Source organism: Burkholderia sp. AU44665 (genome assembly GCF_030504405.1).
In the GTDB taxonomy this organism is placed as follows: domain Bacteria; phylum Pseudomonadota; class Gammaproteobacteria; order Burkholderiales; family Burkholderiaceae; genus Burkholderia; species Burkholderia semiarida.
In genome coordinates this window covers 169,383-190,690 of record NZ_JAUJRI010000009.1, presented here as the reverse complement: position 1 = coordinate 190,690, position 21,308 = coordinate 169,383, and the positions used below count along the sequence as shown (strand labels likewise).

Below are 21,308 nucleotides of genomic sequence, written 5' to 3'. Positions count from 1 at the left end.
TGCACCGCTTCGACACCCCACGGAGAATTCGCATGATGTCGCCATGCCCGCCCTGCCCAACCGTCGCCGCCGAGCCGGACGACGATCCGTCGTCCGCGGGCATTCCCGCGCTGCCCGACTCGGGTGCGGTGGTCAACGTACGTGGCGTCGCGTATGTCATTGAATTGCCGCCGCGTGACCATGCGCGGCCGGCGCTGTGGCGCGAGCTTGCGCACTGGCGCAACGATCGGTCGGGCGATGACGCATCGGACGGCGATGCCGAGCGCGATGCACCACCGGGTTAGGTGAGCGTTCGCGTCGCTCCGTGCGGTCGTGACGAGCGGCCGCACACGGTCGTCGTCGATGTCGATACAAGCGGAACTGCTGCCACCGGCGCCGATGCCGATGACCCACACCGCTTCACGCAGCGCGCCGAACACGGCCGCGTCGGCAGGCGGCTCACCCCGCCCGCGCCACCCGGAAGACCGACATCGCGACCTGCATCGACCCGGCCTGCTGCTCAAGCGCCGTCGCGGCGGCACTGGCCTGTTCGACCAGCGCCGCGTTCTGCTGCGTCATCTGATCCATCTGCGTGACGGCCTGGCCGACCTGGTCGATGCCCGCGCTCTGCTCGACGGTGGCCGTCGTGATCTCGGTCATGATCGTCGCCACGCGTCGCACCGACGACACGATCTCGTCCATCGCGCGCCCTGCCTGCGTCACGAGCGCGTTGCCGTCGCGCACGTCGTCGATCGACGCGCCGATCAACTGCCGGATCTCCCGCGCGGCGCTCGCGCTGCGTTGCGCCAGCGTGCGCACCTCGCCCGCGACGACCGCGAAGCCGCGCCCGTGTTCGCCCGCGCGAGCCGACTCGACCGCCGCGTTGAGCGCGAGGATATTGGTCTGGAAGGCGATCCCGTCGATCATCCCGGTGATCTCCGCGATCTTCTGCGAGCTCGCGTTGATCACGCCCATCATGTCGACCGCGCGGCCGACCAGTTCGCCGCCGTGCTGCGCGAGGTCCGCCGCGCTTGCCGCGAGCGTGCTCGCCTGCTGCGCATTGTCCGCGTTCTGGCGCACCGTCGACGTCAACTGCTCCATGCTCGCGGCCGTTTCCTCGAGCGACGCCGACTGCTGCTCGGTACGGCTCGACAGGTCGAGGTTGCCGGCCGCGATCTCGCGTGCGGCCGTATGGATCGCATCGCTGCTGTCGCGCATGCCGGTGACGGTCGCCGCGAGCCCCGCCTGCATCCGCTTCATCGCCGCGAACAGCTGGCCGATTTCGTTTCGGCCGGCATCGGGCACCGTCACGGTCAGGTCGTTCGACGCGATGCGGTCGAGCAGCGCGGCCGCGTTCGCGAGCGGCCGCGACACGATCGCGCGCAGCGCGAAGTGCGTCGCGACGATCAGCGCGAGCGCCAGCGCGACGCCAATCCCGACCATCGCGATGATACGCGTATAGGCAGCGTTGTCGGCGTCGATCGAGTCTTGCGCGAGCTGGTTGGCGATGCGCTGGAATTTCTCGACGTTCGCCGAATACACCTGACCGGCGAGCGTGATCTCCTTGTCGTTGATCGCCGCATACGCGGCGGTGTCGCCGTTGCGTAGCGCGTCGGCCGCACGCGCGAGCACGCTCGCGAGATGCGTCGACGACTCGACGAGCGCCTGCTTCAGGTCCGCGCCGAGGTTGCCGACCGGTGCGGCATCCTTGAACGCCTGCGTTTCCTTCGCGGAAAGATCGAACGTGCGTTGCGCGCTTTGCAGCGCCGAGTCGCGCTGCGCCGGATCGTCGTGCTCCTTCAGCGCCGAATACGCACGGACGAGCGCCGAGCGGGTACGCGTGCTGTCCTTGTAAGCGTCGTTGACGAGCGACGTCTGCGTCGCGATTTCGTGCAGGCGCTTCGCGTTCGTGTACGCGCTGCCGAGCGCGACAATCCCGACGATGCCGCCGACGACGATCATCGCGGCGAACGCGGCGAGCACGGCAAGCAGACTGCTTTTCACTTTCAGATCACGCATGGCGAATCGACTCCCGAAGTTATCCCTTATCGGTTAACGACGGCGGCTGCTCCAACTTGAGTCGATCGACCGGTAGTTCGCGGCGCGGGCGAGTGCGCGAGTGCGGTTGCATTCCGTTCGCGAAACGGGCGGCACGCGATCGATGCCGCCCGTTGCGCCGCACACCGAATCAGTTCGTCCCGTCGTACGTGACGATCTCGACCCAGTTTGCGCCCTTGCCGACCGGATACTTGCCGATTGCGTCGAGATGCCCGGTAACGCGATCGATTCGGTACACGGCCAACGTCGGCGACAGTTGCCCGGCCGCGAGCAGATACCTGCCCGACGGATCGATCGCAAAGCCGCGCGGCTGCGGTTCGGTCGCGAACGTGCCGATCCGCGCGAGCGTGCCCGACTTCGCATCGACGCGATACGCGGGGAGCGTGCTCGACGTGCGCTCCGATGCGTACAGGAAGCGCCCGTCCGGCGTCAGATGCAGGTCGGCGCCCCACGGCTTGTCGCCGTGAAAATCGGGCGGCAGGATCGACACGGTCTGGATCGCCCGCGCATCGGCGCCGCCGTGCGACAGCGCGAGCACGTGCAGCTTGCCGTCGAGTTCGTCGATCAGGTAGGCGAACCGCCCGTTCGACGAGAACACGAAATGGCGTGGACCGGATTTCTCCGGCAGCCGATACGCAGGCTCGCCCGTGTCGGTCAGCGTGCCGGTCGACGCATCGAACGGCAAGCGCAGCCACGCGTCGGCGCCGAGCACCGACGCGAACGCATAGCGGCCGTCCGGCGACGGGCGGATCGCATGCGCCATCGGGCCGGTCTTCACCGTCTGCTGCACGTCGCCGGCCACGCCGTCCGCGCCGATCCGGTTCACCGCGAGCAGGTTGCCGCCATACGACGCCGAGAATAGGTAACGGCCCGACGCATCGGTCGACACGTACGCCATGCTGTCCGCGAGCGGCGCGCGGCCCAGCTCGCTCAGCCGCCCGTCGAGCGGATTGATCGCGAAGCTGACGACGCGATACGGCGTCGAACGCAATGCCGCGTACAGGCGCCGATGATCGGGCGACAGCGCCATCGGCATCACGGCGCCGCCGACCGGCACGGTTTCGATCGCGGTCAGCGCACCGGTCGCCGTATCGACGCCGAACACCGAGATGTCGCGGCTGTCGCTGTTCGACACGTACGCATACGTCGCCGCGTGTGCCAACGAAGCCACCATCGTCAACGCGGCCGCCGCCACGGCGCGCCGCAGGAGAGTCGTTTTCATGGAAGTGACGTGAAGTGAAGAAAGTGAACCGCGGATGCGACCGCGGCGCCGGACCACCTCGGTCGTCCGGCGCCGCGACGGGCGAAGCGTGCGATCAGAACACGGCGTGCCCGCTGATCACGCTCGGCAGCCACGTCGAGAAGAACGGCATGTACGTGACGATATTGATCGCGCTGAAGATCGCGAGGTAGTACGGCCACGCCATCTTCGTCGTCTCGCCGATTGACACGTTGCCGATCGCGCAGCCGACGAACTGCACCGAGCCGATCGGCGGGTGCACGAGGCCGAGCGAGCAGTTCAGCAGCAACATGATGCCGAACTGCACCGGCCCGACCCCGCACGCCATCGCGATCGGCAGGAACAGCGGCGTCGTGATCAGGATGTGCGCGGCCATGTCGACGAACGTGCCGAGGAACACCTGGATGATGTTGATGTACAGCAGCATCAGCCAGGGCGCGGCGGTCGACTGCTTCAGCAGCCCTTCGATCGCATCCGGAATCTCCAGGTACGACATCTGGAAGCGCAGCATGTTGGACACCGCGATCAGCAGCAGCACGACGCCCGTCGTGCGCGCCGCATGCGACAGCGCGCGGCGCAGTTTCTCGGCCGTCAGCGTGCGGTAGACCACCGCGGTCAGCACGAGCGAATACACGACGGCGATCGCGGCCGCTTCGGTCGCGGTGGCGATGCCCTTCGCGACGCACACGAGGATGATCGCGATCACCATCAGCCCGGGCACCGCGCCGACGAAGCTGCGCAGCACCGCATACCAGCCGGGAAACCGCGGCAGCGCGGACGAGCCGTCCTCGCGGCGCGGATAGCCGTGACGCACGGCCTGCCAGTATGCGGCGGCGAGCACGAAGCCCATCACCCACAACACCGGCAACAGTCCCGAGAACAGCAGGTCGCCGATCGACACGCCGCTCACCGGCTGGCCGTGCAGCATCCCGGTGATGCCCTGCGCGGCGAACGCGTAGATGATCATGTTGGTCGACGTCGGCATCAGCGCGCCGGCGAGCGACGCATGCGTCGTCACGTTGACCGCGTACGCCGCGCTGTAGCCTTCGCGCTTCATCAGCGGAATCACCACGCCGCCCATCGCCGACGTATCGGCGGTCGGCGAGCCCGACACGCCGCCGAACAGCGTGCACGCGACGACGTTCGCCATCCCGAGGCCGCCGCGGAAGTGGCCGACGGTCGCCTGCGCGAAGCGCAGGATCCGGTCCGCGATGCCGCCGTGCAGCATCAGTTCGCCGGAGAAGATGAAGAACGGCACCGCGAGGAACGAGAACGCGTTCATCCCCGAGATCATCGCCTGCATCGCGGTCGCGATCGGCAGGCCTTCGACCATGTAGGTCAGTACGCACGCAATGCCGAGCGCGAACGACACGGGCACGCCGAGGACGAGAAAAATCAGAAAACTGACGGACAGGATCGCGAGTTCCATGGCGTTATTGTCCCGACGAAGAACGACGAAGCGCGAGCAGGTGCTCGAGCGAGAAGAGGATGATCGCAACCGCCGCGGGCATCGTGATCAGGTAGCGCACGCCTTCGGGCAACCCGATGATCGGGATGCGGTCGCCCATCGTCTCGGCGGCCATGCTGCCGCAGCCGATCACGATCATGATCGCGAACGCGATCAGGCTCAGGTGCTGAATCGCGATGACGACCGTGCGCGCCTTCGGCGACAGCCGGCGCACCAGCGAATCGAGGCCGATATGCCCGCCGTCGCGCACCTTCATCGCCGCGCCGAACATCGCGATCACGATCACGAGCAACAGCGCGATCGGTTCGACGAAATCCGGCGCGTTGTCGAACACGTAGCGCATCACGACCGCGTAGAACACCAGCACCGTGAGCACCGCGAGGCACGCCGACGCGATTCCCGCCAGCACGCGGAACAGCACGTCGTTCACGCAGCGCAACAGCGGCGCGGCGTGCGGCCGCGCGGGCCCCGCGCCGTCCGGGGCGGCAGCCGGCGCGCCCGCGGCCGCCGCGCCGTTCAGGGAAGTGCGACGCGTCACTTGGTGGCCTCGATCTCGTCGACGATCTGCTTCATCTGCGGCGTCTTCTCATACTTGGTCCACAGCGGCTGCATCGCCTTCACGAACGCCGCGCGGTCGACCTGCGCGGCCGGCACGATCTTCGCGCCGCCTTTCGTCACCAGTTGCTGCGCGGACGCCTCGCGCGCGGTCCACAGCTTCTGGTAGTACGGTACCGAATCGGCCGCCGCCTTCCTGATCGCCGCCTGCTCCTGCGGCGACAGCGTGTCCCAGACCTTCTTCGAGAACACCAGCACTTCGGGCGTCATCGCGTGCTGCGTCTCCGAGTAATCGGGCGCCACTTCGTAGTGCTTGGTTTCCTCGTACGACGGCAGGTTGTTTTCCGCCGCGTCGACGAGGCCCGTCTTCAGCCCCGTGTACACCTCGGCGAACGGCATCGGCGTCGGCGTGCCGCCCATCGCCTTGATCTCGTCGACCATCAGGTCGGACGGTTGCACGCGCACCTTCAGCCCCTTCATGTCGGCCGGCGTGCGCACCGGGCGCTTCGCGTAGATCGAGCGCGCGCCGCTCTCGTAAAACGTCAGCGCGATCATCCCCTTCGCGGTGAACGCGTCGAGGATCTTCTGGCCGGCCGGGCCGTACATCGCCTTGCGGAAATGGTCGACGTCGCGGAACAGGAACGGAAACGACGGGATCAGCGATTCCGGCACGATCTCGTTGAACGACGCGCCGTTCACGCGCGCCATGTCGATCGCGCCGATCCGCACCTGGTCGACCGTGTCCTTCTCCGAACCGAGCGCGCTGTTGCCGAACACCTTGATCGAATCCTTGCCGCCCGTCTGCTTCGACAATGCCTCGCCCATGAACTTCACGGCCATGTTGGTCGGGAAGTTGTCGCCGTGCACGTCCGCCGAGCGGAACACGCGCGCGTGCGCGGACATCGCGAAGCCGGCCATCAGCGCAACGGCCAGGGCGGTACGGGAGCCGGTGAATCGGTGCTTCATGGTGAGTCTCCTTGATGGTCGATCGTTGTTGTGCGGCGATCCGTCGGCACGCGCCTGCGTCGCCGGGACGCTTCGTCGGACCGCGGAGTCATACGTCGTATGATGTGTTGAGCGAATGTACGTCGGTTAATCGTTTAACTCACTCGGTGCATACCCCTATAACCTTTACCATCACGGGTCTTTTGCAGAAATCGGGGAACTGTATTTCCAGTATCTCAATTGTTTCGAGAAACGTTTTCCGGGGGCGAATCAGCAGGCGGTCGGACGCTGGCGCCGCAGCCTCCCCGCGTCCGACGGCCTTCTTTCGCTTCGCATCTCCACGTTATAGGATGACTGATCACGCGACGCATTCGATCGATCCGGCCGGCGCGCCTACGGCAGCGAGGCGCTCGTCGGGCTCCCTGGAATGGATCGGCCGAATCCGTACGCGGTCCACGCGGGAGCGGCGCTATGACACGCGAGCGAGCCGTCGCCGTCGCGCGCCACCCGGCCGGCAGGTACGCGCGATGCTCGCCCGGACAGCGTGCCACGCGAAAGGAGCCTGTGATGTCGACCACGAAGCCATCAGCGACACCCGACCCGGCTACCCCGCCGAACGCCGGCGACGAAGGCCCGGCGGACGCGCCGGGCGTCGGCGAGGACACGTGCCGCGTGTGCCGCGGCACCGGCCGGGTGGAAGGCCAGCCGTGCACCGTCTGCGGCGGGACCGGCAAGATACTGCAGGGAATCGGCGGCGGATAGAGCCCGACGCGGCCGCGCCGGCGCGCATCGGTCGCTCAGGTCTGCATGACCAGCGACGTCAGCTGCGCGGCGCGGGCCACGTCGGTTTTCGTGTAGATCGACTTGATCTGCGCGCGGACCGTGCCGATCGACACGCCGCGCAGCGCCGCGCATTCCTGCGGCGAGCGCCCGTCGCAGCACAGCAGCACGGCGAGATCGGCCTCGGCCGACGACAGCCCGTAGAACACCCGCAAGCGCTGCGCGCGCGCGGCCGGCGAGCGCAGGTCGGCGGCCGTCATCAGCGCCGCGACGCCGGGCCGCTCACGCGCGAGGCGCGACTGTTCGGGAACGGGAATCAGCGCGAGCGGCAGCGGCTCGCCCGTCGCGCGCCGCAGCAACAGCCCGCCGCGCGCAAACGCATGTCGCCATTGCGCATCGTCGACGCAGCCTTCCGGCGCGAAGCGCCCGTTCACGATCCGCAGCGCCGGTTCCGCGGCGATCAGCTGATCGGCCGCGCGGTTCGTATAACGCAACTCGCGTCGCGCGCCGAGCAGGAACACCGGCACCGGCACCGCGTCGAGCGCCGATTCCGCGGCGGCCACGCGCGCCTCGAGCTCGCCGATGCGTGCGTGGATCCGCAGCGCGCGGCTGATGTGCGCGCCCATGATTTCGATGGTGCGGCGCTGGTCGTCGGACAGCCCCTGCGCGTCGGGCCCGCTCTGTACGCTGAGGAACGCGCCGGCACCCTCGCCGCGGTGGATGTACAGGCCCGAGATGCTGCCGAGCCCGAACGGTTGCAGGAATTCCCGATAGAACACGCCATGTGTGCGCTGCCGCACCGACAGGTGCTTGACGTCCTCGAACCAGCGCCCTGCCGGCCAGTCGGCGGCAACCGGCACGACCGGGTCGTACAGGTAGAACTCGGTGTTGTAGCTGCGATGGCACGCGGCCACCCATGACGAATCGTCGCCGGCCGCCCGCTCGATCGCGGGCACCCGCGCCGCATCGTCGAACGACAGCAGCGTCGCCATGCGTACGCCGACCGACAAACGCAGCCCGTCCAGTACTGCTTCCCATCGTTGATCGCCCAACGCCGCGGCGTAGACGTCATCGATCCATGCCGATGGAATCAACCCGTTCGTCTGCATCTGACCACCCCGCGCCGTGCGTTTATGTCGAACGCCGTTCGCGAATCTTACTCAATCGGTCTGATTGTTCAAATCGGCGATGCGGGTCTGGTCGAAATACCACGCTGGTTACTGCTTCTTGTCAAACGAAATCGTTATTTTTCGACAGGGCGCAAAAATCCGTGTTGACGCAGGCGGCGCGGGATGGCGGGCGGCGCCCGGGTGAAACGACGCAGCCCACGCGATGGAACACGTTTCGCCGCCCGGCCCGACCATGTACTTACTTCATCGCCGCGAAGCGTGCTTCCATCGCGTCGATCTTCGCGAGCACGGCTTCGCTCAGCTTTCTGACGTGACGCGGCACGTTGGGCGTCGACAGCAGTTCCTCGATACGCCCGCGCCAGTAGCGCGGATGCCTGACGCGACCCGGGCCCGACATCGACACGTCGCCGACGTTCGGCTCGCTGTCCAGCAGCGCCACCATTCTCTGGATGTGAGAGAGCTCTCGTTCCACATAGTCTCGTGCGAGCATAGTGATTGAAATTCCCCGAAATGCGACATCAGGCCTTCCGCCATCCACGCGAGATCGCCCGCGGCGCCAACCACGCACGAAACACGTTGCGCATCGGCGTACGCGGCAACCGTGTCGATCGACCGTGCGGACGCTCACGGCGATCGACGCGAAACGGCAGGCCTGCTCGATTGTTCTGGTGATATCCGGTCTCCGGTGCCTTGTTGACCATCGTAGGCGTACCGCTCGGCGCCGGCATCCCCAAAAGTGGGGATGCCGGCCGATATGGGCCGGGAACGGCTTCCGGAAATGACGGGGTGGAAAAACGGCGGAAGACGGCGCGTGCGTCACGGCGCGACGGATCGTTTCCCGGCAACACGATGGCGCGCGTTGCGGCGAATCGCGCGGGTTTCACATCTGACGAATGGAGCGCCGGCAAGTGCCGACCAGCAGTTGCGCCGCGATCTCCGGCGACAACGCCTATCTCGCGGCGACGTCCGATGGTGTGTTCACCGAAGCAACCTGGGAACACCGGTTCGTCGCTGCCCCGTCAACCCGGTTCGTATTCGAAGACGGTTGCCGGGCGCGAAGGATGGAAGATCGCCGCAAAGCGGCTCGTTCCGTCGGCCCGGCCACTCCGGATCAACCGGCAGCGGCGCCGCGATTCAGCCCGAAGATGAAATCGGCTTCGACCGCCGCGCCCTTCGGCAACTGCAGCACGCCGACCGACGAGCGCGTATGGACACCGGCGTCGCCGAGCACCACGTACAACACGTCCGACGCGCCGTCGGCCACTTCGCTTTGCATCGTGAAGCCCGGTGCGCTTCGCACGTACACGGTCATGCGCGGCACCGTCGCGATCGCATCGAGCGTGCCGCACCGGTTGCGGATCAGCGACAGCGCACGCAGCGCCGAGATACCGGCCGCGCGGCGGCCGTCGTCCAGCGAAACGGATTCGCCCACGATACCGACGAAATGCACGACTTCCCCGATTCGCGGAATCTGGCCGGCAATGTAGGCCGTCCTGCCATCGACCAGAACCGGCGTGTACTTTCCGCCAATGCGGATCGTTTCGTCCGGATCGAATCCGAAATCGGCGGCGACCTGTTTCAGTCTGTCATCCCTGTTCATCAGTGAATTCCCCAATCCTTCTGAAAAGAGATAAAGAATAATTGAGTCTCCGAAGCTTGTCCCGCATGAGAGGATCGGACGCAAACGATCCAATCGAACCACTTCTCAGGTGTTCGAAGCAGTCGCGCATTGCCATATCGACAATGGAATCCGTAGTCGGCGCAATTTTCTTCATCATTCGGGCTGAAACCGCTATCATGTATGGACACAACCTGAAGAGTGATATATGGCAACTTACAAGGAACTGAAAGCCCAAATGGATGCTTTGGCCGAAAAAGCCGAAGCAGCGCGCGTCGCGGAATTCCAGGCGATCGTCGACGACATCCGCACCAAAGTCGCGGAATACGGCATTACCGAAAAAGACATTTTCGGTACGCGCCGCGGTCGGCCGTCCAAACAGGCGGGCGCCCCCGTGCAGGCGAAGTATCGCGATCCGAAGACCGGGGCGACCTGGTCGGGCCGCGGTCGCGCGCCCGCATGGATCAAGGATGCGAAGAATCGCAATCGATTCCTGATCCAGGAATAAGATTCCCGCCCTGTGCCGGCGCGCGATTGAACGCGCTGTCCGGCGATTGCGGCATTGATTGGGGCATCGATACCGGCGGTATTCCCAGGCCGCACCGGTAGACGAGGTTTTGCCCGATCGGCGTGTCGCGCACCGGTCTATCGACCGCGCGTGCCGCACGCCAATCCTTTTCTTCAGCGTTCGTAATAGACGGCAAGCCAGACGGTTGGCACTTCGTCATGCGTCCACGCGACACGATGGCGGCAATGCGGCTCGATCAGCACGTAATCTCCGGCGTGCATGTCGAGCCGCGTTGCATTTTCTTCGAATTCGAGCACGGCCGCACCGGACAGCAGCACGACCCATTCGGCCCGCGCGTCGTCATACCAGAATCCGTCCGGGCTCGCGTGCCCCATCGATACGATTCGCTCGACATTCACGCGCGCGCCCGTCACGAGCATGTCGATTCGCTCGTCGCCGCCGCGCCGCCCTTCGACGCTGAATAAATTACCGGTTTGAAGTGGCATGGCTTCGCCTCGTCGTTGACTGTCGGGTAAAGGATGCGGGTTTAAAGGCGCCGGGCAATGTCCGCTGCACGCTGACGTCGCCCGGGTTTGCACGAATGTCGTTAAAAGCCGCGTCAAAAAGATGAAGAATGACGGCGATTTCACCGGCACTCATTCGTTGCAGCGATAAAGCACGCACCGGCATTCTTTTAGCGACGTGCATGTCACCACGGGCCATTTCGGTTAAAGCGGGCCGACATCCGGCCGGCCCGCGCAGCGTCGGGCCTGGGCTGTTCACGCGAATAACGGGCTTGCGAACGTGCGTCGATTGACGCATTTTCCGTTCGCCGCCCGGCATGAGCAAGCATCGGCCCGACATTCATTCTTTATTTCGATTCGCGGTTGCGTTTGTTCGATCAGCGACGATATTGTCCGGGCCGTCGATATCGATATGGGCGCCAACGAAGTGCCGGCCCTCGCGGCGCCCGGCATCGATTGGCGCGTCGCGCATCCGGGCACGCGTCTTCGCCGGTCGTTTGAAATCCCGCCCGGCGGCTCGCGTCAGACCATCCCCCTCAACCACCCCAGCAACGCCGCCTGCGCACTCCCGTCCGCCACCGGCGCCGGCGTCAACAGGTAGTAATCCGATCCATCCTCGACAAATCCCATCGGGGCAACCAGTACACCGCTTTCGATATCGTCGCGCACCAGGTGCCACGGCCCGATCGCCACCCCCAGCCCCGCGACGGCCGCCTGCAAACTGAAGTAGAAGTGATCGAACCGCTGCCCGCGCCGGCCCGCGGCCGGCTGATTCGCGGCCACCGCCCATGCATTCCACGCGTCCGGCCGCGTCCGCGCATGCAGCAGCACTGCGTCATGCTTCAGCGCACGGGCGCCGCGACGCGACGCAAACCACGCGCCGACCTTGTCCGGCCGGCAAACCGGCCCCACCCGTTCGGCGAACAGATGCTCGGCGTGATACGCCGCCGGCCACGCGAAATCGTTGCGACGAATCGCCATGTCGATACCGCCGTCGAACGAGAACGGCCCGCCTGCGGCGGCCAGATGGATGTCGATGCCTGCATGCCGCGCCTGGAAATCCGGCCAGCGCGGGATCAGCCAGCGCATCAGCAGCGTCGGCTCGCACGACAGGACCGACCGCCGCGTACGGGCGGCCTCGGCGCGCAACGTGTGGGCGGCGTGACGCATCAGCCCCAGGCCATCGTGGACGGCCTGGGCGAGCGTGCGGCCCGCCTCGGTCAGGAACACGCGACGACTGCGCCGCTCGAACAGCGCCACGCCCAGATCGTCCTCGAGCAGACGCACCGCGCGGCTGACCGCGCCGTGGGTCAGGCACAGCTCGTCGGCCGCGCGGGTGAAATTCTCGTGGCGCGCCGCCGCCTCGAAACAACGCAGCGCCATCAGCGACGGCAAGCCGGTACGGATCGATTGTGATTCAGACTCACCATTCCGGTCAGAAAGCATCGTTTTTCCCGATGAAGCATGGTGGGTAGGATTGTGCCACCAAGACATCGATCGCGGGAGCGACGCCATGACCGAGTTGATAGTCGTAGTCACCATTACGCTGCTGGCCGTCATCAGCCCCGGCCCGGACTTCGCGATGGTCACGCGCAACAGCCTGATGCTGTCGCGTCGTGCCGGCGTGCTCACCGCATGCGGGATCGGGCTCGGCGTGATCGTCCACGTGAGCTACACGCTGCTGGGCGTCGGGCTCCTGATCCGTCAGTCGCTGTGGCTCTTCAATGCCGTCAAGCTGATCGGCGCGATCTATCTGATCTACCTCGGCGCAAGAATGCTCATGACGAAAGCCGGCGATGCGCAAGCCGACGCCGCCGTCGCGCCGCTGTCCGATCTCGCCGCGCTGCGCACGGGCTTCCTGACCAATGCGCTGAACCCCAAAACCACGGTATTCATCGTCAGCCTGTTCATGCAGGCCGTCCGGCCCGACACGCCGTTGACCGTGCAGATCGGCTACGGCGCATTCATCGCGGGCGCGCACGCCGGCTGGTTCAGCCTCGTGGCGATCTGTTTCTCGGCCGCGCGTGTTCGCGATCGCCTGCTGTCGCTGCGGCACTGGATCGACCGCACGTTCGGATGCCTGCTGGTGGGCTTCGGCGTCGCGCTCGCCATCGCACGTGGCGCGCGCTGACGCTCGCCCCTCGGCGCATACGCGGCGCCGATTGCCCGACGCGCGTATGCACGGCGCTCGTATGCACGACGCCCGTATGCACGGCGCCGGCAACCTCAGAACGTACGCGCGATCGCCCGTGCTTCGTCGATCGCCCGGCTCCGATCGACCTTCCCGTCCGGGCCGAACAGCGTGCGTTCGACGACGATCCCGGTGATGTCCGTCACGCCCACGAACTTGAGCCACGTTTCCATGTAAGGGCGCTGCAGATCGAACTCGGCGGCCGGCGTAAACGACCCCGGCGACTGATAGGCAAGCCCGCGCGCGTAGACTACCGCCGCCTTTTTCCCGGCCAGCTTGCCGGTAAAACCCGTTTCGTCGAACGTGAACAACACGTCCTTCTGCGAGATCACGTCGATCAGATGCTTGAGCTTGTACGGAATGCTGAAATTCCACAGCGGCACGCCGAACAAAAACCTGTCCGCTTCGTGGAACGGCGCCGCGAGCCGTTCGATCTGCCGCCACGCGGCCGCCTGCTCCGGCGCCAACGCCGTGCCGCTCAATCCCGCATATTTCGCGGCGAGCGCGGCCCCGTCGAATTCGGGCATCGGCAGATCCCAGATGTCGAGCTTCCGGATCTCGTGATCGGGATGAGCCTGCCGGTAGGTATCGAGAAATGCATCGCACACCTCGATGGATGCCGAATAGGCCTTGTTGGGTGAGCCTTCGATATAGAGCACGCGTGTCATGGAGCCGGTCCTTGTCAGGAGTGACGGCGGCGCGCCCCATGCGCGCTCGCCCACCGTGCTTCGCAGCCTAGCGGGTGAGCCTATAATCTGGAAACGATATTAATTGATCGAATTAACCCGGATGGGTGATGAATGAATCCTCCCCTCGATACGGCGCTCCTTCATACGTTCGTCGCGGTCGCCGACGTGCGCAGCTTCACCGGCGCCGGGCGCCGGCTGAATCTCAGCCAGTCCGCGGTCAGCGCGCAGATCGTTCGCCTCGAAGAACAGGTCGGCCAGGCGCTGCTCGTGCGCAATACGCGCAGCGTCACGCTGACCGGGCATGGCGAAACGCTGCTCGGCTACGCGCGCGCGATGCTCAACCTGAGCGAGGAAGCGCGGGCAAGGCTCGGAACGGATCGAGCGGCCGACGTCAAGCTGAGGATCGGCGTATCGGAGGACTTCGCGGGCGGCTGGCTGCCCGACCTGATGCGCCGCCATGGCGCCGCCCGGCGCGGCCTGCGGCTGGATCTCGCCGTCGATATCGGCGACAGCCTGTTTCGCCGGCACGCACGCGGCGAATTCGATGTCGTGATCGGGAGCCGCTGCTCGCACGCGGGCCACGGCACGACGTTGTGGCAAGAGCCGCTCGCCTGGGCATTCGCGCGCCACGAGCCGCTTCCGGAAGGCGACGTGCCGCTCGCGTGCTTCCCCGATCCGTGCCCATACCGCGGCGCCGCGATCAAGGCGCTCGCGCTGGCCGGCATGCGCTACCGGATCGCGTGCGAAAGCCCGAGCGTGGCCGGCGTGCTGGCGTTCGCACGGGCCGGCATCGCGATCGCGCCGATGCCGCGCAGCGCGATCGACGACACGCTGCGGGAACTGGGGCCGCCCGAGGGCTTGCCGCGGCTGCCCGATATGGAATTCGTGATGATGCACGACCCGCGGATGCCGGCGGCCGTCGAATTCGCCGCGACGATTCTGGACGAGACGGCGGCCCGTACGGGCGCCGGCAAGCGCCGCCATCGTCACGGTGTCACGCCTGCATGAACGCCCACGGGCCGCGGCGCCGGCACATGCGGAAGGCCGCGCGTCGTGCGTGGCGCGGCCGCGGTGCTACCGCGCGGGACGCAACGCGAAACCCGTCAGCGCGCCGGCGACACAGAGCACGCCTACGTACAGTTCCGGCGCGTGCGGATTCGTCTTCAGCATCAACGACACGAACACCGGCGTGAGGCCGCCAAACAGCGCATACGCGACGTTGTACGAAAACGAGATGCCGGAAAAGCGTACGGCCGGCGGAAACGCGCGCACCATCGCGACCGGAATGGCCGCCACCGCGCCGACGAAGAAGCCGCACGCCGCGTAAAGCGGCAGCAGCAGCGACGCATCGACGGCGAGCCGCGCGGCCATCAACCAGAACGATGCACCCAGCAACAGGCAGCCGACGAAGATCGTGCGCGCCGCGCCGATTCGCCCCGCGATCGACCCGGCGACGACGCATCCGATCGTCAGGCAGAACGTCGCGGCCGAATTGGCCTGCAGCGCGAGCGCGGGCGTGATATGGAAGCGCTTGGCGACGAGCGTCGGCGTCATCAGGATCACGACGACGATCGCCGCGGTGAGCGTCCAGGTGAGAATCATCGACGCGATCACCGCGCGGCCGTGGTCGCGCAGTACCGTCTTCAACGGCGCCTCGGCGACGAGCGCCCGGTTCCGCTTCATTTCGACGAATACGGGCGTTTCGTCGAGCCAGCGCCGCAACAGCGCCGACAGCACGCCGAACAACCCGCCGACGACGAACGGCAGCCGCCACGCATACGCGTCGATCGCGGCCGGCGAATAGTGATGGTTGATCGCGGACGCGATCAGCGAGCCGAGCAGGATGCCGAGCGTCAGGCCGCCCGTGAGCAGCCCGCACGCGTAGCCGACATGGCGCGGCGGCACGTGCTCGGACACGAACACCCACGCGCCGGGCACTTCGCCGCCCACCGCCGCACCCTGCAACAGCCGGCACACCAGCAGCAGCACGGGCGCGGCGATCCCGATGGACGCGTAGGTCGGCAGCAGGCCCATCGCGAGCGTCGGCAGCGCCATCAGCATCACGCTCAGCGTGAACATCCGCTTGCGGCCGACGAGATCGCCGAAGTGAGCCAGCACCACGCCGCCGAGCGGCCGCGCGAGATAGCCGGCGGCAAAAATGCCGAAGGTCTGCAGCTGGCGCAGCCAGTCGGGAATCGCCGGCGGAAAGAACAGCTGGCCGATGACGGCCGCGAAGAACACGTAAATCACGAAATCGTAGAACTCGAGCGCGCCGCCCAGCGCCGCGAGCACGAGCGTTCGGTGATCGCTGCCGGTCAGCGGGCGGTTCGGTACGGCCGGAAGCGAAAGCGGATGGGTGGAATTCATCTTCTGAAAAAGGTCCGGAGGAAGGGGAAGCGGGAGACGCCGACGGTGTGCTACTGGCTAACAACACCTGAGCAGTAGCGGTCATTCCATTGCGTGGCGATGATTCGGCGCACCGTTCGAGACCGGTCGCCGCCCCATCGGGAATAGTTGGCGCGACTCGCGTGTTCTATACCAATGGGTGGGCCCGTTGGCCCGGCCCGTCACATGCGGATACCGCATGCATGACACGTCGACGGTTTCCCATCTGGAGCAATCATGCGGTTTGCGGTTCTCGGCGCCGGCGCGGTCGGCTGCTACTTCGGCGGCATGCTCGCGCTGCACGGCCATGATGTCGTGTTCATTGGCCGGCCGCTTCACGTCGACGCGATCCGCGCCCACGGCCTGCGCCTGCATACGCGCACGTTCGACCAGCGCGTGCCGGTCGACGCATCGATCCAGACCGACGCGGCCCGATCGGCCGAGGTCGTCCTCGTCTGCGTGAAGTCCGGCGATACGGCCGACGTGGCACGCGCGTTGCGCGACGTGCTGGCCCCGCACGCGATCGTGGTCAGTCTGCAGAACGGCGTGGACAACGCCGCGCTGCTGCGCGCCGAGCTCGACCGCCCCGTCATTTCGGCTGCCGTCTACGTGGCGAGCGAGATGGCCGGCCCGGGCTATTTACTGCACCACGGCCGCGGCGATCTCGCGATCGAGGCGTCGCCGTCCAGCGAACGGCTCGCGCACGTGCTGCGCGAAGCGGGCATTCCGACCCGGATCGACGACGACGTGCGCGCGACGCTCTGGCGCAAGTTCATGCTGAATTGCGCGTACAACGCAATTTCCGCGATCGTGCATCTGCCGCTCGGCGAGATGCCCCATCGCGACGCGCTGCGCGCGACGATGGGCGCGACCGTCGCCGAGTGTCTCGCCGTGGCGGCCGCCGAAGGCGTCCATTTCACCGAGGGGCCGGCGGAGATCGTCGCGCAAATCGAAGCGACGATTCCCGCCGGCCAGTATTCGTCCACCGCGCAGGATCTCGCGCGTGGCAAACCGTGCGAGATCGACCACCTGAATGGCGCGATCGTGCGGCGCGGGCTGGCCGCGGGCATCGATACACCGGTCAACCGGACGCTCCATCTGCTCGTGAAGATGCTCGAAGCGAAGGCCGCCGCCCGCGCGTGACGGGCGGCGGTCGATGCAAACGCGCTTGCGCCGTGCAGGTTCGCCGCACCGCTCCCCGGTCTGCCCGCTTCGTCACCGGGTCGCGGCGTTTGCCGTTGCGCAGCGCCGGATACCGCCGGTCATCCCCGTTCGGCGAACAATCGCTCGAGCGCGGCGGCGATGCCTGCACCGTACGCCGGGTCCGCCCGCGAGCAGTTGTCGATGTGACGCTGCCGCACCGCCGGCGACACGCCGGCAATCTGCCGCGCGGTGGTGTCGAACAAACGCTGCCGCTGCCGTGCGTCCATCAGCCGGAACAAATCGCCGGGCTGCTGGTAATGGTCGTCATCGACGCGATGATCCCAGTGCGCGGCCGCGCCGTCGAGTTCGAGCGGCGGTTCGTCCAGTTGCGGCCGGTCCGACCACGCGCCGCTGCTGTTGGGCCAGTATGCAGGCGCGCCGCCGAGATTACCGTCGGTGCGCATCGCACCGTCGCGGTGGTAGCTGTGGAACGGGCACTTCGGCGCGTTCACCGGAATATGCGCGAAGTTCACGCCGAGCCGGTATCGCTGCGCATCGCCGTAGGAAAAGAGGCGCGCCTGCAACATCCGGTCGGGCGAATAGCCGATGCCCGGCACGACGTTCGCGGGCGAGAACGCGGCCTGCTCCGTCTCGGCGAAGAAATTGTCCGGATTGCGGTTCAGTTCGAATTCGCCGACTTCGATCAGCGGAAATTCGGCCTTCGGCCATACCTTGGTCAGGTCGAACGGGTTGAACCGGAACGCTTTCGCCTGCGCATCGGTCATCACCTGAATGTACAGCGTCCAGCGCGGGAAATTGCCGGCCTCGATGCTGTCGTACAGATCGCGCTGATGGGTTTCGCGGTCCTTCGCGATCAGCGCCTCGGCCTGCGCGTCGGTCAGGTTCTCGATGCCTTGCTGCGAGCGGTAGTGGAATTTCACCCACGTCCGTTCGTTCGACGCATTGATCATGCTGTAGGTATGGCTGCCGAAGCCGTGCATGTGCCGGTACGAGCGCGGAATGCCGCGCTCGCTCATGACGATCGTCACCTGGTGCAGCGCTTCGGGAAGCAACGTCCAGAAATCCCAGTTGTTTTCCGCGCTGCGCATGCCCGTGCGCGGGTCGCGCTTGACGGCATGATTGAGATCGGGAAAGCGCAGCGGATCGCGAAAGAAGAACACCGGCGTATTGTTGCCGACGATATCCCAATTCCCTTCCTCGGTGTAGAACTTCAGCGCGAAGCCGCGGATGTCGCGCTCCGCATCGGCCGCGCCGCGCTCGCCGGCCACCGTCGAGAAGCGGACGAACATCGGCGTCTGCTTGCCGATCCCGGAGAACAGTTTCGCCTTCGTATACCGGGAAATGTCGTGCGTCACGGTGAAGGTGCCGTATGCGCCGGCGCCCTTCGCATGCATCCGGCGCTCCGGGATCACTTCGCGATCGAAGTGCGCGAGCTTCTCGATCAGCCAGACGTCCTGCAGCAACGCGGGGCCGCGCGGGCCGGCCGTCTGGATGTTCACGTTGTTGCTGACTGGTGCGCCGTTCGCATGCGCAAGTTCGCGCGGAACCCGATTCTCTGACATGTCCAGTTTCCCCCAACCGTCTGCGGTTTCGATTCGTCGGTCGCGCGCATCCCGCCACGGGTTCAGGTATCGCGCGTCGTGAGGACGGCCGTCGGCCGATCCATGCATCGATTAGAAACGGGCGATGTATCAGGGATTTGTCTGGCGTGTATCCGTTTGTACGCGCCGCGCCGTCACGCCTGTTCGTACCATGCCGGCACGCACCCGCAATGCGGTGAAGCCGTAGCGGCATCGTCGCGCGCCGCACGGGATCGCCTCATCGCGACATCGCGGTGCCGACAACCTCGGCGTGCCCCTTCGTGTTGCTTACGATCGTTCATCGGCGGCGATCCGCTCGCCGAGCGCGCCGAGGTCCGTCTCGCCGGACGCCGCGATCAGCGCGTAGGCCAGGCTGGCCCGGCGCCAGGTCACGACATCCATGTTGCCGACCTGCCGACGGCCGGGCGCGGTATCGGGTCGTTCGTCCTTCATCACGCACAGCGCGACGGGCAGGCCCTTCTCGGGCAGATAGACGATCTGCACGAGCGGCTTGCGGTTGAAGTTCAGGCGCTGGATGCGCTTGAACGTCAGACCGGCCGCGCGCAAGTCAGGAATCCGGATCGGCAGCCCGTCGACACGGTGAACGCTGTCGACCGTACGCGCGACGGCAGCGAGATTCGATGCGTCGGACGCCACCGTATCGCGCGTGTAAAGCTGCTGGTAGTTCACGGCCGCCGTGATCCATGGCGACATCGTCGCCTGCGCGGCCACGGATTCGCGCTGTGCCGCGACATCGCGCACAGCCGTATCCGGGGCGTAGCGCAGGATGGCGCCGCAACTGAACGCGCCGGCGACGAAGGCCACCGCGAGCCACGGCACCATCGCGCGCATGGGTGAGCGCTCGGGCGGCGAGGCCGGCACCGCGGCGCGCCGATCGTCTGCGTTCGCGAACGGCGCCGCCGGCGCGGCATGCGCGTGCGCGAGCCCGTCGACCTCGCGGACGAGGCGCGGCGGCACGGGCGGCACCGGCTGTCGCTCGAACGCACGCCGATACGGCAACACCGACGCTTCGAACAACGCAACGCGCGCGGCGATCTCTGCCGACGTTTCGATCGCCCTGTCGACTTCGGCGCGTTCATGCGGCGCAAGTTCGCCATCCACGTATGCCATGAGCAGGATGTCGTCCATTTTCATGCCCCCTGGTCTTCGGCATTCGCCGCGCGCGTTGCACGCGGTGCGCCTTGCTCGCCGAACAGCGCACCGATCGCCTGGCGTGCACGCGACAACCGGCTCATGACCGTGCCGAGCGGTACGTCGAGTACGTTGGCCGCTTCCCTGTACGTGAAACCCTCGACGCCGACCAGCAACATGACGACGCGCTGCGCTTCCGGCAACTGCTGCACCGCCCGGACGATCTGTGCATCGAGCGCCTGCTGCTCGAAGGTTGACGCCGCGGGATCGGCCACGGTTTCCAGCAGTTCATCGTCCCAGTCCATGCCCGCGCGCCGCCGCACGCTGCGCGCGCGAAGCTCGTTGAGCCACGTGGACTGGACGATGGAGAACATCCAGCTGAGCGGCGCGGTTTCCGGCTGCAACTGATGGGCGCGTTCGAGTGCGCGCACGCACGCACACTGCACGAGATCCTCGGCATCGTGCCGATCGCCGGCGAGGCGCAGCGCGAAAATCCACAGCCGCGGCAGCATTGCGGGGAGCATCGCGGACAGTTCGGCGGCGGTCATCGACGTCGAGCCCCCCGCGGTTTCGCCGGGCCGGCGTTGATCGACTGCAGTATCTGACGTGTGTGCATGGGTGTTGGCGAAATTGACCGGGCAGCGCCCCTCCAGCCCGTAAACAGCTGGACGGCCCGGATATTCCATCTGCATCGCGATGTATCCATGCCGCGCACGTACGCAATACGATACAAATCGGTCGGCACGCGGCCGACACGGGCTCGCCCACGCGCGGGTTTTTCCAGGAGAATGGCGCCGCAACGGCGAGCACCCTTTCGCGTGATCGTCCAGGACAACTTCCACGGAGAGACTACCGATGTACCGACATGCACTCGCCACGCTGGTCCTCACCGGCATCGCGATCTCGAATGCAGCGTGCGCGCAGACCATCAAGCCGATCAAGGCGTCGGCCTCCGACCTGGCCGGCGCCATCTTCGCGCGCGGCGACGCGGCGAAGCAGGATGCCGCTCCCGGGCACGACGCGGATGCCGTGACGTTCACGTCCACCGACACGGCCTTCCAGACCGGCGTGTACCGATCCGGGCCCTCGCACGAGGAAATCGCCGGTCCGCAAGGGCTGCCGTACAACGAATTCCTGTACTTCCTGTCCGGCAGCGTGAAACTGACGTCGTCCGACGGTTCGGTGATGGTCGTGAAGACCGGCGAAGCGGTCACGCTGCCGAAGGGATGGACCGGGCATTTCGACACGCCCGGCTATACCAAGCTCTACGCCACGTACAACCCCGACGACGCGAAACCCTCACCCTCCGCCTCGCAACCTCCGGCAGCGGCGCGATAGCGCA

The 21,308-nt window shown here is 66.5% G+C and carries 23 protein-coding genes and 1 pseudogene; 8 read left to right on the top strand and 16 right to left on the bottom strand.

Annotation, left to right across the window (positions count from 1 at the left end):
* The first annotated feature begins 32 nt into the window (after positions 1–32).
* The gene (locus QZM15_RS20310) at positions 33–284 is read left to right on the top strand and encodes a hypothetical protein (protein ID WP_059579186.1); all 252 of its coding nucleotides are present in this window, start codon (positions 33–35) and stop codon (positions 282–284) included.
* A gap of 154 nt (positions 285–438) precedes the next feature.
* Here the strand turns inward: QZM15_RS20310 and QZM15_RS20305 are convergent, their stop codons facing one another.
* From QZM15_RS20305 to QZM15_RS20285, 5 genes are all read right to left on the bottom strand, one after another.
* On the bottom strand, positions 439–1,998 hold the full coding sequence (locus QZM15_RS20305; RefSeq protein WP_302107133.1) for a methyl-accepting chemotaxis protein: 1,560 nt from the start codon (positions 1,996–1,998) through the stop codon (positions 439–441).
* A gap of 169 nt (positions 1,999–2,167) precedes the next feature.
* Positions 2,168–3,259 carry a beta-propeller fold lactonase family protein gene (locus QZM15_RS20300; protein WP_302107132.1) on the bottom strand — a complete coding sequence of 364 codons (1,092 nt, stop codon included), beginning with the start codon at positions 3,257–3,259 and terminating at the stop codon, positions 2,168–2,170.
* Between the two features lie 94 nt (positions 3,260–3,353).
* On the bottom strand, positions 3,354–4,706 hold the full coding sequence (locus QZM15_RS20295; protein ID WP_059579193.1) for a TRAP transporter large permease: 1,353 nt from the start codon (positions 4,704–4,706) through the stop codon (positions 3,354–3,356).
* Positions 4,707–4,710: 4 nt separating this feature from the next.
* Positions 4,711–5,283, bottom strand: coding sequence for a TRAP transporter small permease (locus QZM15_RS20290; protein ID WP_302107131.1), 573 nt, complete (start codon positions 5,281–5,283; stop codon positions 4,711–4,713).
* A complete protein-coding gene (locus QZM15_RS20285) occupies positions 5,280–6,266 on the bottom strand; it encodes a TRAP transporter substrate-binding protein (RefSeq protein ID WP_059639013.1) in 987 nt (328 codons plus the stop codon). Before QZM15_RS20285 ends, QZM15_RS20290 begins: the two co-directional genes overlap by 4 nt.
* Before the next feature lie 546 nt (positions 6,267–6,812).
* Here QZM15_RS20285 and QZM15_RS20280 point away from each other — a divergent pair.
* A complete protein-coding gene (locus tag QZM15_RS20280) occupies positions 6,813–7,007 on the top strand; it encodes a hypothetical protein (RefSeq protein WP_081103868.1) in 195 nt (64 codons plus the stop codon).
* A gap of 35 nt (positions 7,008–7,042) precedes the next feature.
* On the opposite strand, the gene QZM15_RS20275 is transcribed toward QZM15_RS20280, so the two are convergent.
* Together QZM15_RS20275 and QZM15_RS20270 are read right to left on the bottom strand one after the other, a co-directional pair.
* Positions 7,043–8,134, bottom strand: coding sequence for a helix-turn-helix transcriptional regulator (locus QZM15_RS20275; protein ID WP_059579201.1), 1,092 nt, complete (start codon positions 8,132–8,134; stop codon positions 7,043–7,045).
* A 259-nt stretch (positions 8,135–8,393) separates the two neighbouring features.
* Positions 8,394–8,645 (bottom strand): hypothetical protein, encoded by a 252-nt coding sequence (locus QZM15_RS20270; protein ID WP_059579205.1) that lies wholly within the window; start codon positions 8,643–8,645, stop codon positions 8,394–8,396.
* Between the two features lie 409 nt (positions 8,646–9,054).
* On the opposite strand from QZM15_RS20270, the pseudogene QZM15_RS34015 reads away from it, so the two are divergent.
* Positions 9,055–9,229: pseudogene (locus QZM15_RS34015) on the top strand (diaminohydroxyphosphoribosylaminopyrimidine deaminase); the annotation flags it as partial.
* Between the two features lie 37 nt (positions 9,230–9,266).
* On the opposite strand, the gene QZM15_RS20265 reads toward QZM15_RS34015, so the two are convergent.
* Positions 9,267–9,755 carry a RidA family protein gene (locus QZM15_RS20265; RefSeq protein ID WP_302107157.1) on the bottom strand — a complete coding sequence of 163 codons (489 nt, stop codon included), beginning with the start codon at positions 9,753–9,755 and terminating at the stop codon, positions 9,267–9,269.
* A 226-nt stretch (positions 9,756–9,981) separates the two neighbouring features.
* On the opposite strand from QZM15_RS20265, the gene QZM15_RS20260 reads away from it, so the two are divergent.
* On the top strand, positions 9,982–10,281 hold the full coding sequence (locus tag QZM15_RS20260; protein WP_059579211.1) for an H-NS family nucleoid-associated regulatory protein: 300 nt from the start codon (positions 9,982–9,984) through the stop codon (positions 10,279–10,281).
* A gap of 173 nt (positions 10,282–10,454) precedes the next feature.
* Here QZM15_RS20260 and QZM15_RS20255 read toward each other — a convergent pair whose 3' ends face one another.
* From QZM15_RS20255 to QZM15_RS20245, 3 genes are all read right to left on the bottom strand, one after another.
* The gene (locus tag QZM15_RS20255; protein WP_059579214.1) at positions 10,455–10,787 is read right to left on the bottom strand and encodes a cupin domain-containing protein; all 333 of its coding nucleotides are present in this window, start codon (positions 10,785–10,787) and stop codon (positions 10,455–10,457) included.
* The gene (locus tag QZM15_RS20250) at positions 10,768–11,124 is read right to left on the bottom strand and encodes a hypothetical protein (protein ID WP_302107130.1); all 357 of its coding nucleotides are present in this window, start codon (positions 11,122–11,124) and stop codon (positions 10,768–10,770) included. Before QZM15_RS20250 ends, QZM15_RS20255 begins: the two co-directional genes overlap by 20 nt.
* A 203-nt stretch (positions 11,125–11,327) precedes the next feature.
* Positions 11,328–12,251 (bottom strand): LysR family transcriptional regulator, encoded by a 924-nt coding sequence (locus tag QZM15_RS20245; protein ID WP_275905529.1) that lies wholly within the window; start codon positions 12,249–12,251, stop codon positions 11,328–11,330.
* Between the two features lie 67 nt (positions 12,252–12,318).
* On the opposite strand from QZM15_RS20245, the gene QZM15_RS20240 reads away from it, so the two are divergent.
* The gene (locus tag QZM15_RS20240) at positions 12,319–12,936 is read left to right on the top strand and encodes a LysE family translocator (protein WP_302107129.1); all 618 of its coding nucleotides are present in this window, start codon (positions 12,319–12,321) and stop codon (positions 12,934–12,936) included.
* 95 nt (positions 12,937–13,031) lie between these two features.
* Here the strand turns inward: QZM15_RS20240 and QZM15_RS20235 are convergent, their stop codons facing one another.
* Positions 13,032–13,664, bottom strand: a complete 633-nt coding sequence (locus QZM15_RS20235; RefSeq protein ID WP_302107128.1) for an FMN-dependent NADH-azoreductase — start codon at positions 13,662–13,664, stop codon at positions 13,032–13,034.
* Positions 13,665–13,796: 132 nt separating this feature from the next.
* Here QZM15_RS20235 and QZM15_RS20230 point away from each other — a divergent pair, with 132 nt between their 5' ends.
* Positions 13,797–14,693 (top strand): LysR substrate-binding domain-containing protein, encoded by an 897-nt coding sequence (locus QZM15_RS20230; RefSeq protein WP_059579224.1) that lies wholly within the window; start codon positions 13,797–13,799, stop codon positions 14,691–14,693.
* A 66-nt stretch (positions 14,694–14,759) separates the two neighbouring features.
* Here the strand turns inward: QZM15_RS20230 and QZM15_RS20225 are convergent, their stop codons facing one another.
* A complete protein-coding gene (locus QZM15_RS20225) occupies positions 14,760–16,052 on the bottom strand; it encodes an MFS transporter (protein ID WP_302107127.1) in 1,293 nt (430 codons plus the stop codon).
* 255 nt (positions 16,053–16,307) lie between these two features.
* On the opposite strand from QZM15_RS20225, the gene QZM15_RS20220 reads away from it, so the two are divergent.
* A complete protein-coding gene (locus QZM15_RS20220) occupies positions 16,308–17,213 on the top strand; it encodes a ketopantoate reductase family protein (RefSeq protein WP_302107126.1) in 906 nt (301 codons plus the stop codon).
* 119 nt (positions 17,214–17,332) lie between these two features.
* Here QZM15_RS20220 and QZM15_RS20215 read toward each other — a convergent pair whose 3' ends face one another.
* The 3 genes from QZM15_RS20215 to QZM15_RS20205 form a co-directional block, all read right to left on the bottom strand.
* Positions 17,333–18,796, bottom strand: a complete 1,464-nt coding sequence (locus QZM15_RS20215) for a catalase (RefSeq protein ID WP_275905481.1) — start codon at positions 18,794–18,796, stop codon at positions 17,333–17,335.
* Positions 18,797–19,102: 306 nt separating this feature from the next.
* Entirely contained in the window at positions 19,103–19,945 is an 843-nt protein-coding gene (locus QZM15_RS20210; RefSeq protein WP_226224388.1) for an anti-sigma factor, read from the bottom strand.
* Between the two features lie 20 nt (positions 19,946–19,965).
* Complete coding sequence (locus QZM15_RS20205) at positions 19,966–20,514, bottom strand: RNA polymerase sigma factor (RefSeq protein ID WP_059639001.1); 549 nt, start codon at positions 20,512–20,514, stop codon at positions 19,966–19,968.
* Positions 20,515–20,821: 307 nt separating this feature from the next.
* Here QZM15_RS20205 and QZM15_RS20200 point away from each other — a divergent pair, with 307 nt between their 5' ends.
* Positions 20,822–21,304, top strand: coding sequence for a cupin domain-containing protein (locus tag QZM15_RS20200; RefSeq protein ID WP_302107125.1), 483 nt, complete (start codon positions 20,822–20,824; stop codon positions 21,302–21,304).
* Positions 21,305–21,308 lie beyond the last annotated feature (4 nt).

Excerpts from the sequence above, each read along its gene's own strand:
- QZM15_RS20310 (WP_059579186.1), top strand. The coding sequence starts at position 33 with ATGATGTCGCCATGCCCGCCCTGCCCAACCGTCGCCGCCGAGCCGGAC.
- QZM15_RS20305 (WP_302107133.1), bottom strand. The coding sequence starts at position 1,998 with ATGCGTGATCTGAAAGTGAAAAGCAGTCTGCTTGCCGTGCTCGCCGCG.
- QZM15_RS20300 (WP_302107132.1), bottom strand. The coding sequence starts at position 3,259 with ATGAAAACGACTCTCCTGCGGCGCGCCGTGGCGGCGGCCGCGTTGACG.
- QZM15_RS20295 (WP_059579193.1), bottom strand. The coding sequence starts at position 4,706 with ATGGAACTCGCGATCCTGTCCGTCAGTTTTCTGATTTTTCTCGTCCTC.
- QZM15_RS20285 (WP_059639013.1), bottom strand. The coding sequence starts at position 6,266 with ATGAAGCACCGATTCACCGGCTCCCGTACCGCCCTGGCCGTTGCGCTG.
- QZM15_RS20280 (WP_081103868.1), top strand. The coding sequence starts at position 6,813 with ATGTCGACCACGAAGCCATCAGCGACACCCGACCCGGCTACCCCGCCG.
- QZM15_RS20275 (WP_059579201.1), bottom strand. The coding sequence starts at position 8,134 with ATGCAGACGAACGGGTTGATTCCATCGGCATGGATCGATGACGTCTAC.
- QZM15_RS20270 (WP_059579205.1), bottom strand. The coding sequence starts at position 8,645 with ATGCTCGCACGAGACTATGTGGAACGAGAGCTCTCTCACATCCAGAGA.
- QZM15_RS20265 (WP_302107157.1), bottom strand. The coding sequence starts at position 9,755 with ATGAACAGGGATGACAGACTGAAACAGGTCGCCGCCGATTTCGGATTC.
- QZM15_RS20260 (WP_059579211.1), top strand. The coding sequence starts at position 9,982 with ATGGCAACTTACAAGGAACTGAAAGCCCAAATGGATGCTTTGGCCGAA.
- QZM15_RS20255 (WP_059579214.1), bottom strand. The coding sequence starts at position 10,787 with ATGCCACTTCAAACCGGTAATTTATTCAGCGTCGAAGGGCGGCGCGGC.
- QZM15_RS20250 (WP_302107130.1), bottom strand. The coding sequence starts at position 11,124 with ATGCCGGGCGGCGAACGGAAAATGCGTCAATCGACGCACGTTCGCAAG.
- QZM15_RS20245 (WP_275905529.1), bottom strand. The coding sequence starts at position 12,251 with ATGCTTTCTGACCGGAATGGTGAGTCTGAATCACAATCGATCCGTACC.
- QZM15_RS20240 (WP_302107129.1), top strand. The coding sequence starts at position 12,319 with ATGACCGAGTTGATAGTCGTAGTCACCATTACGCTGCTGGCCGTCATC.
- QZM15_RS20235 (WP_302107128.1), bottom strand. The coding sequence starts at position 13,664 with ATGACACGCGTGCTCTATATCGAAGGCTCACCCAACAAGGCCTATTCG.
- QZM15_RS20230 (WP_059579224.1), top strand. The coding sequence starts at position 13,797 with ATGAATCCTCCCCTCGATACGGCGCTCCTTCATACGTTCGTCGCGGTC.
- QZM15_RS20225 (WP_302107127.1), bottom strand. The coding sequence starts at position 16,052 with ATGAATTCCACCCATCCGCTTTCGCTTCCGGCCGTACCGAACCGCCCG.
- QZM15_RS20220 (WP_302107126.1), top strand. The coding sequence starts at position 16,308 with ATGCGGTTTGCGGTTCTCGGCGCCGGCGCGGTCGGCTGCTACTTCGGC.
- QZM15_RS20215 (WP_275905481.1), bottom strand. The coding sequence starts at position 18,796 with ATGTCAGAGAATCGGGTTCCGCGCGAACTTGCGCATGCGAACGGCGCA.
- QZM15_RS20210 (WP_226224388.1), bottom strand. The coding sequence starts at position 19,945 with ATGGCATACGTGGATGGCGAACTTGCGCCGCATGAACGCGCCGAAGTC.
- QZM15_RS20205 (WP_059639001.1), bottom strand. The coding sequence starts at position 20,514 with ATGACCGCCGCCGAACTGTCCGCGATGCTCCCCGCAATGCTGCCGCGG.
- QZM15_RS20200 (WP_302107125.1), top strand. The coding sequence starts at position 20,822 with ATGTACCGACATGCACTCGCCACGCTGGTCCTCACCGGCATCGCGATC.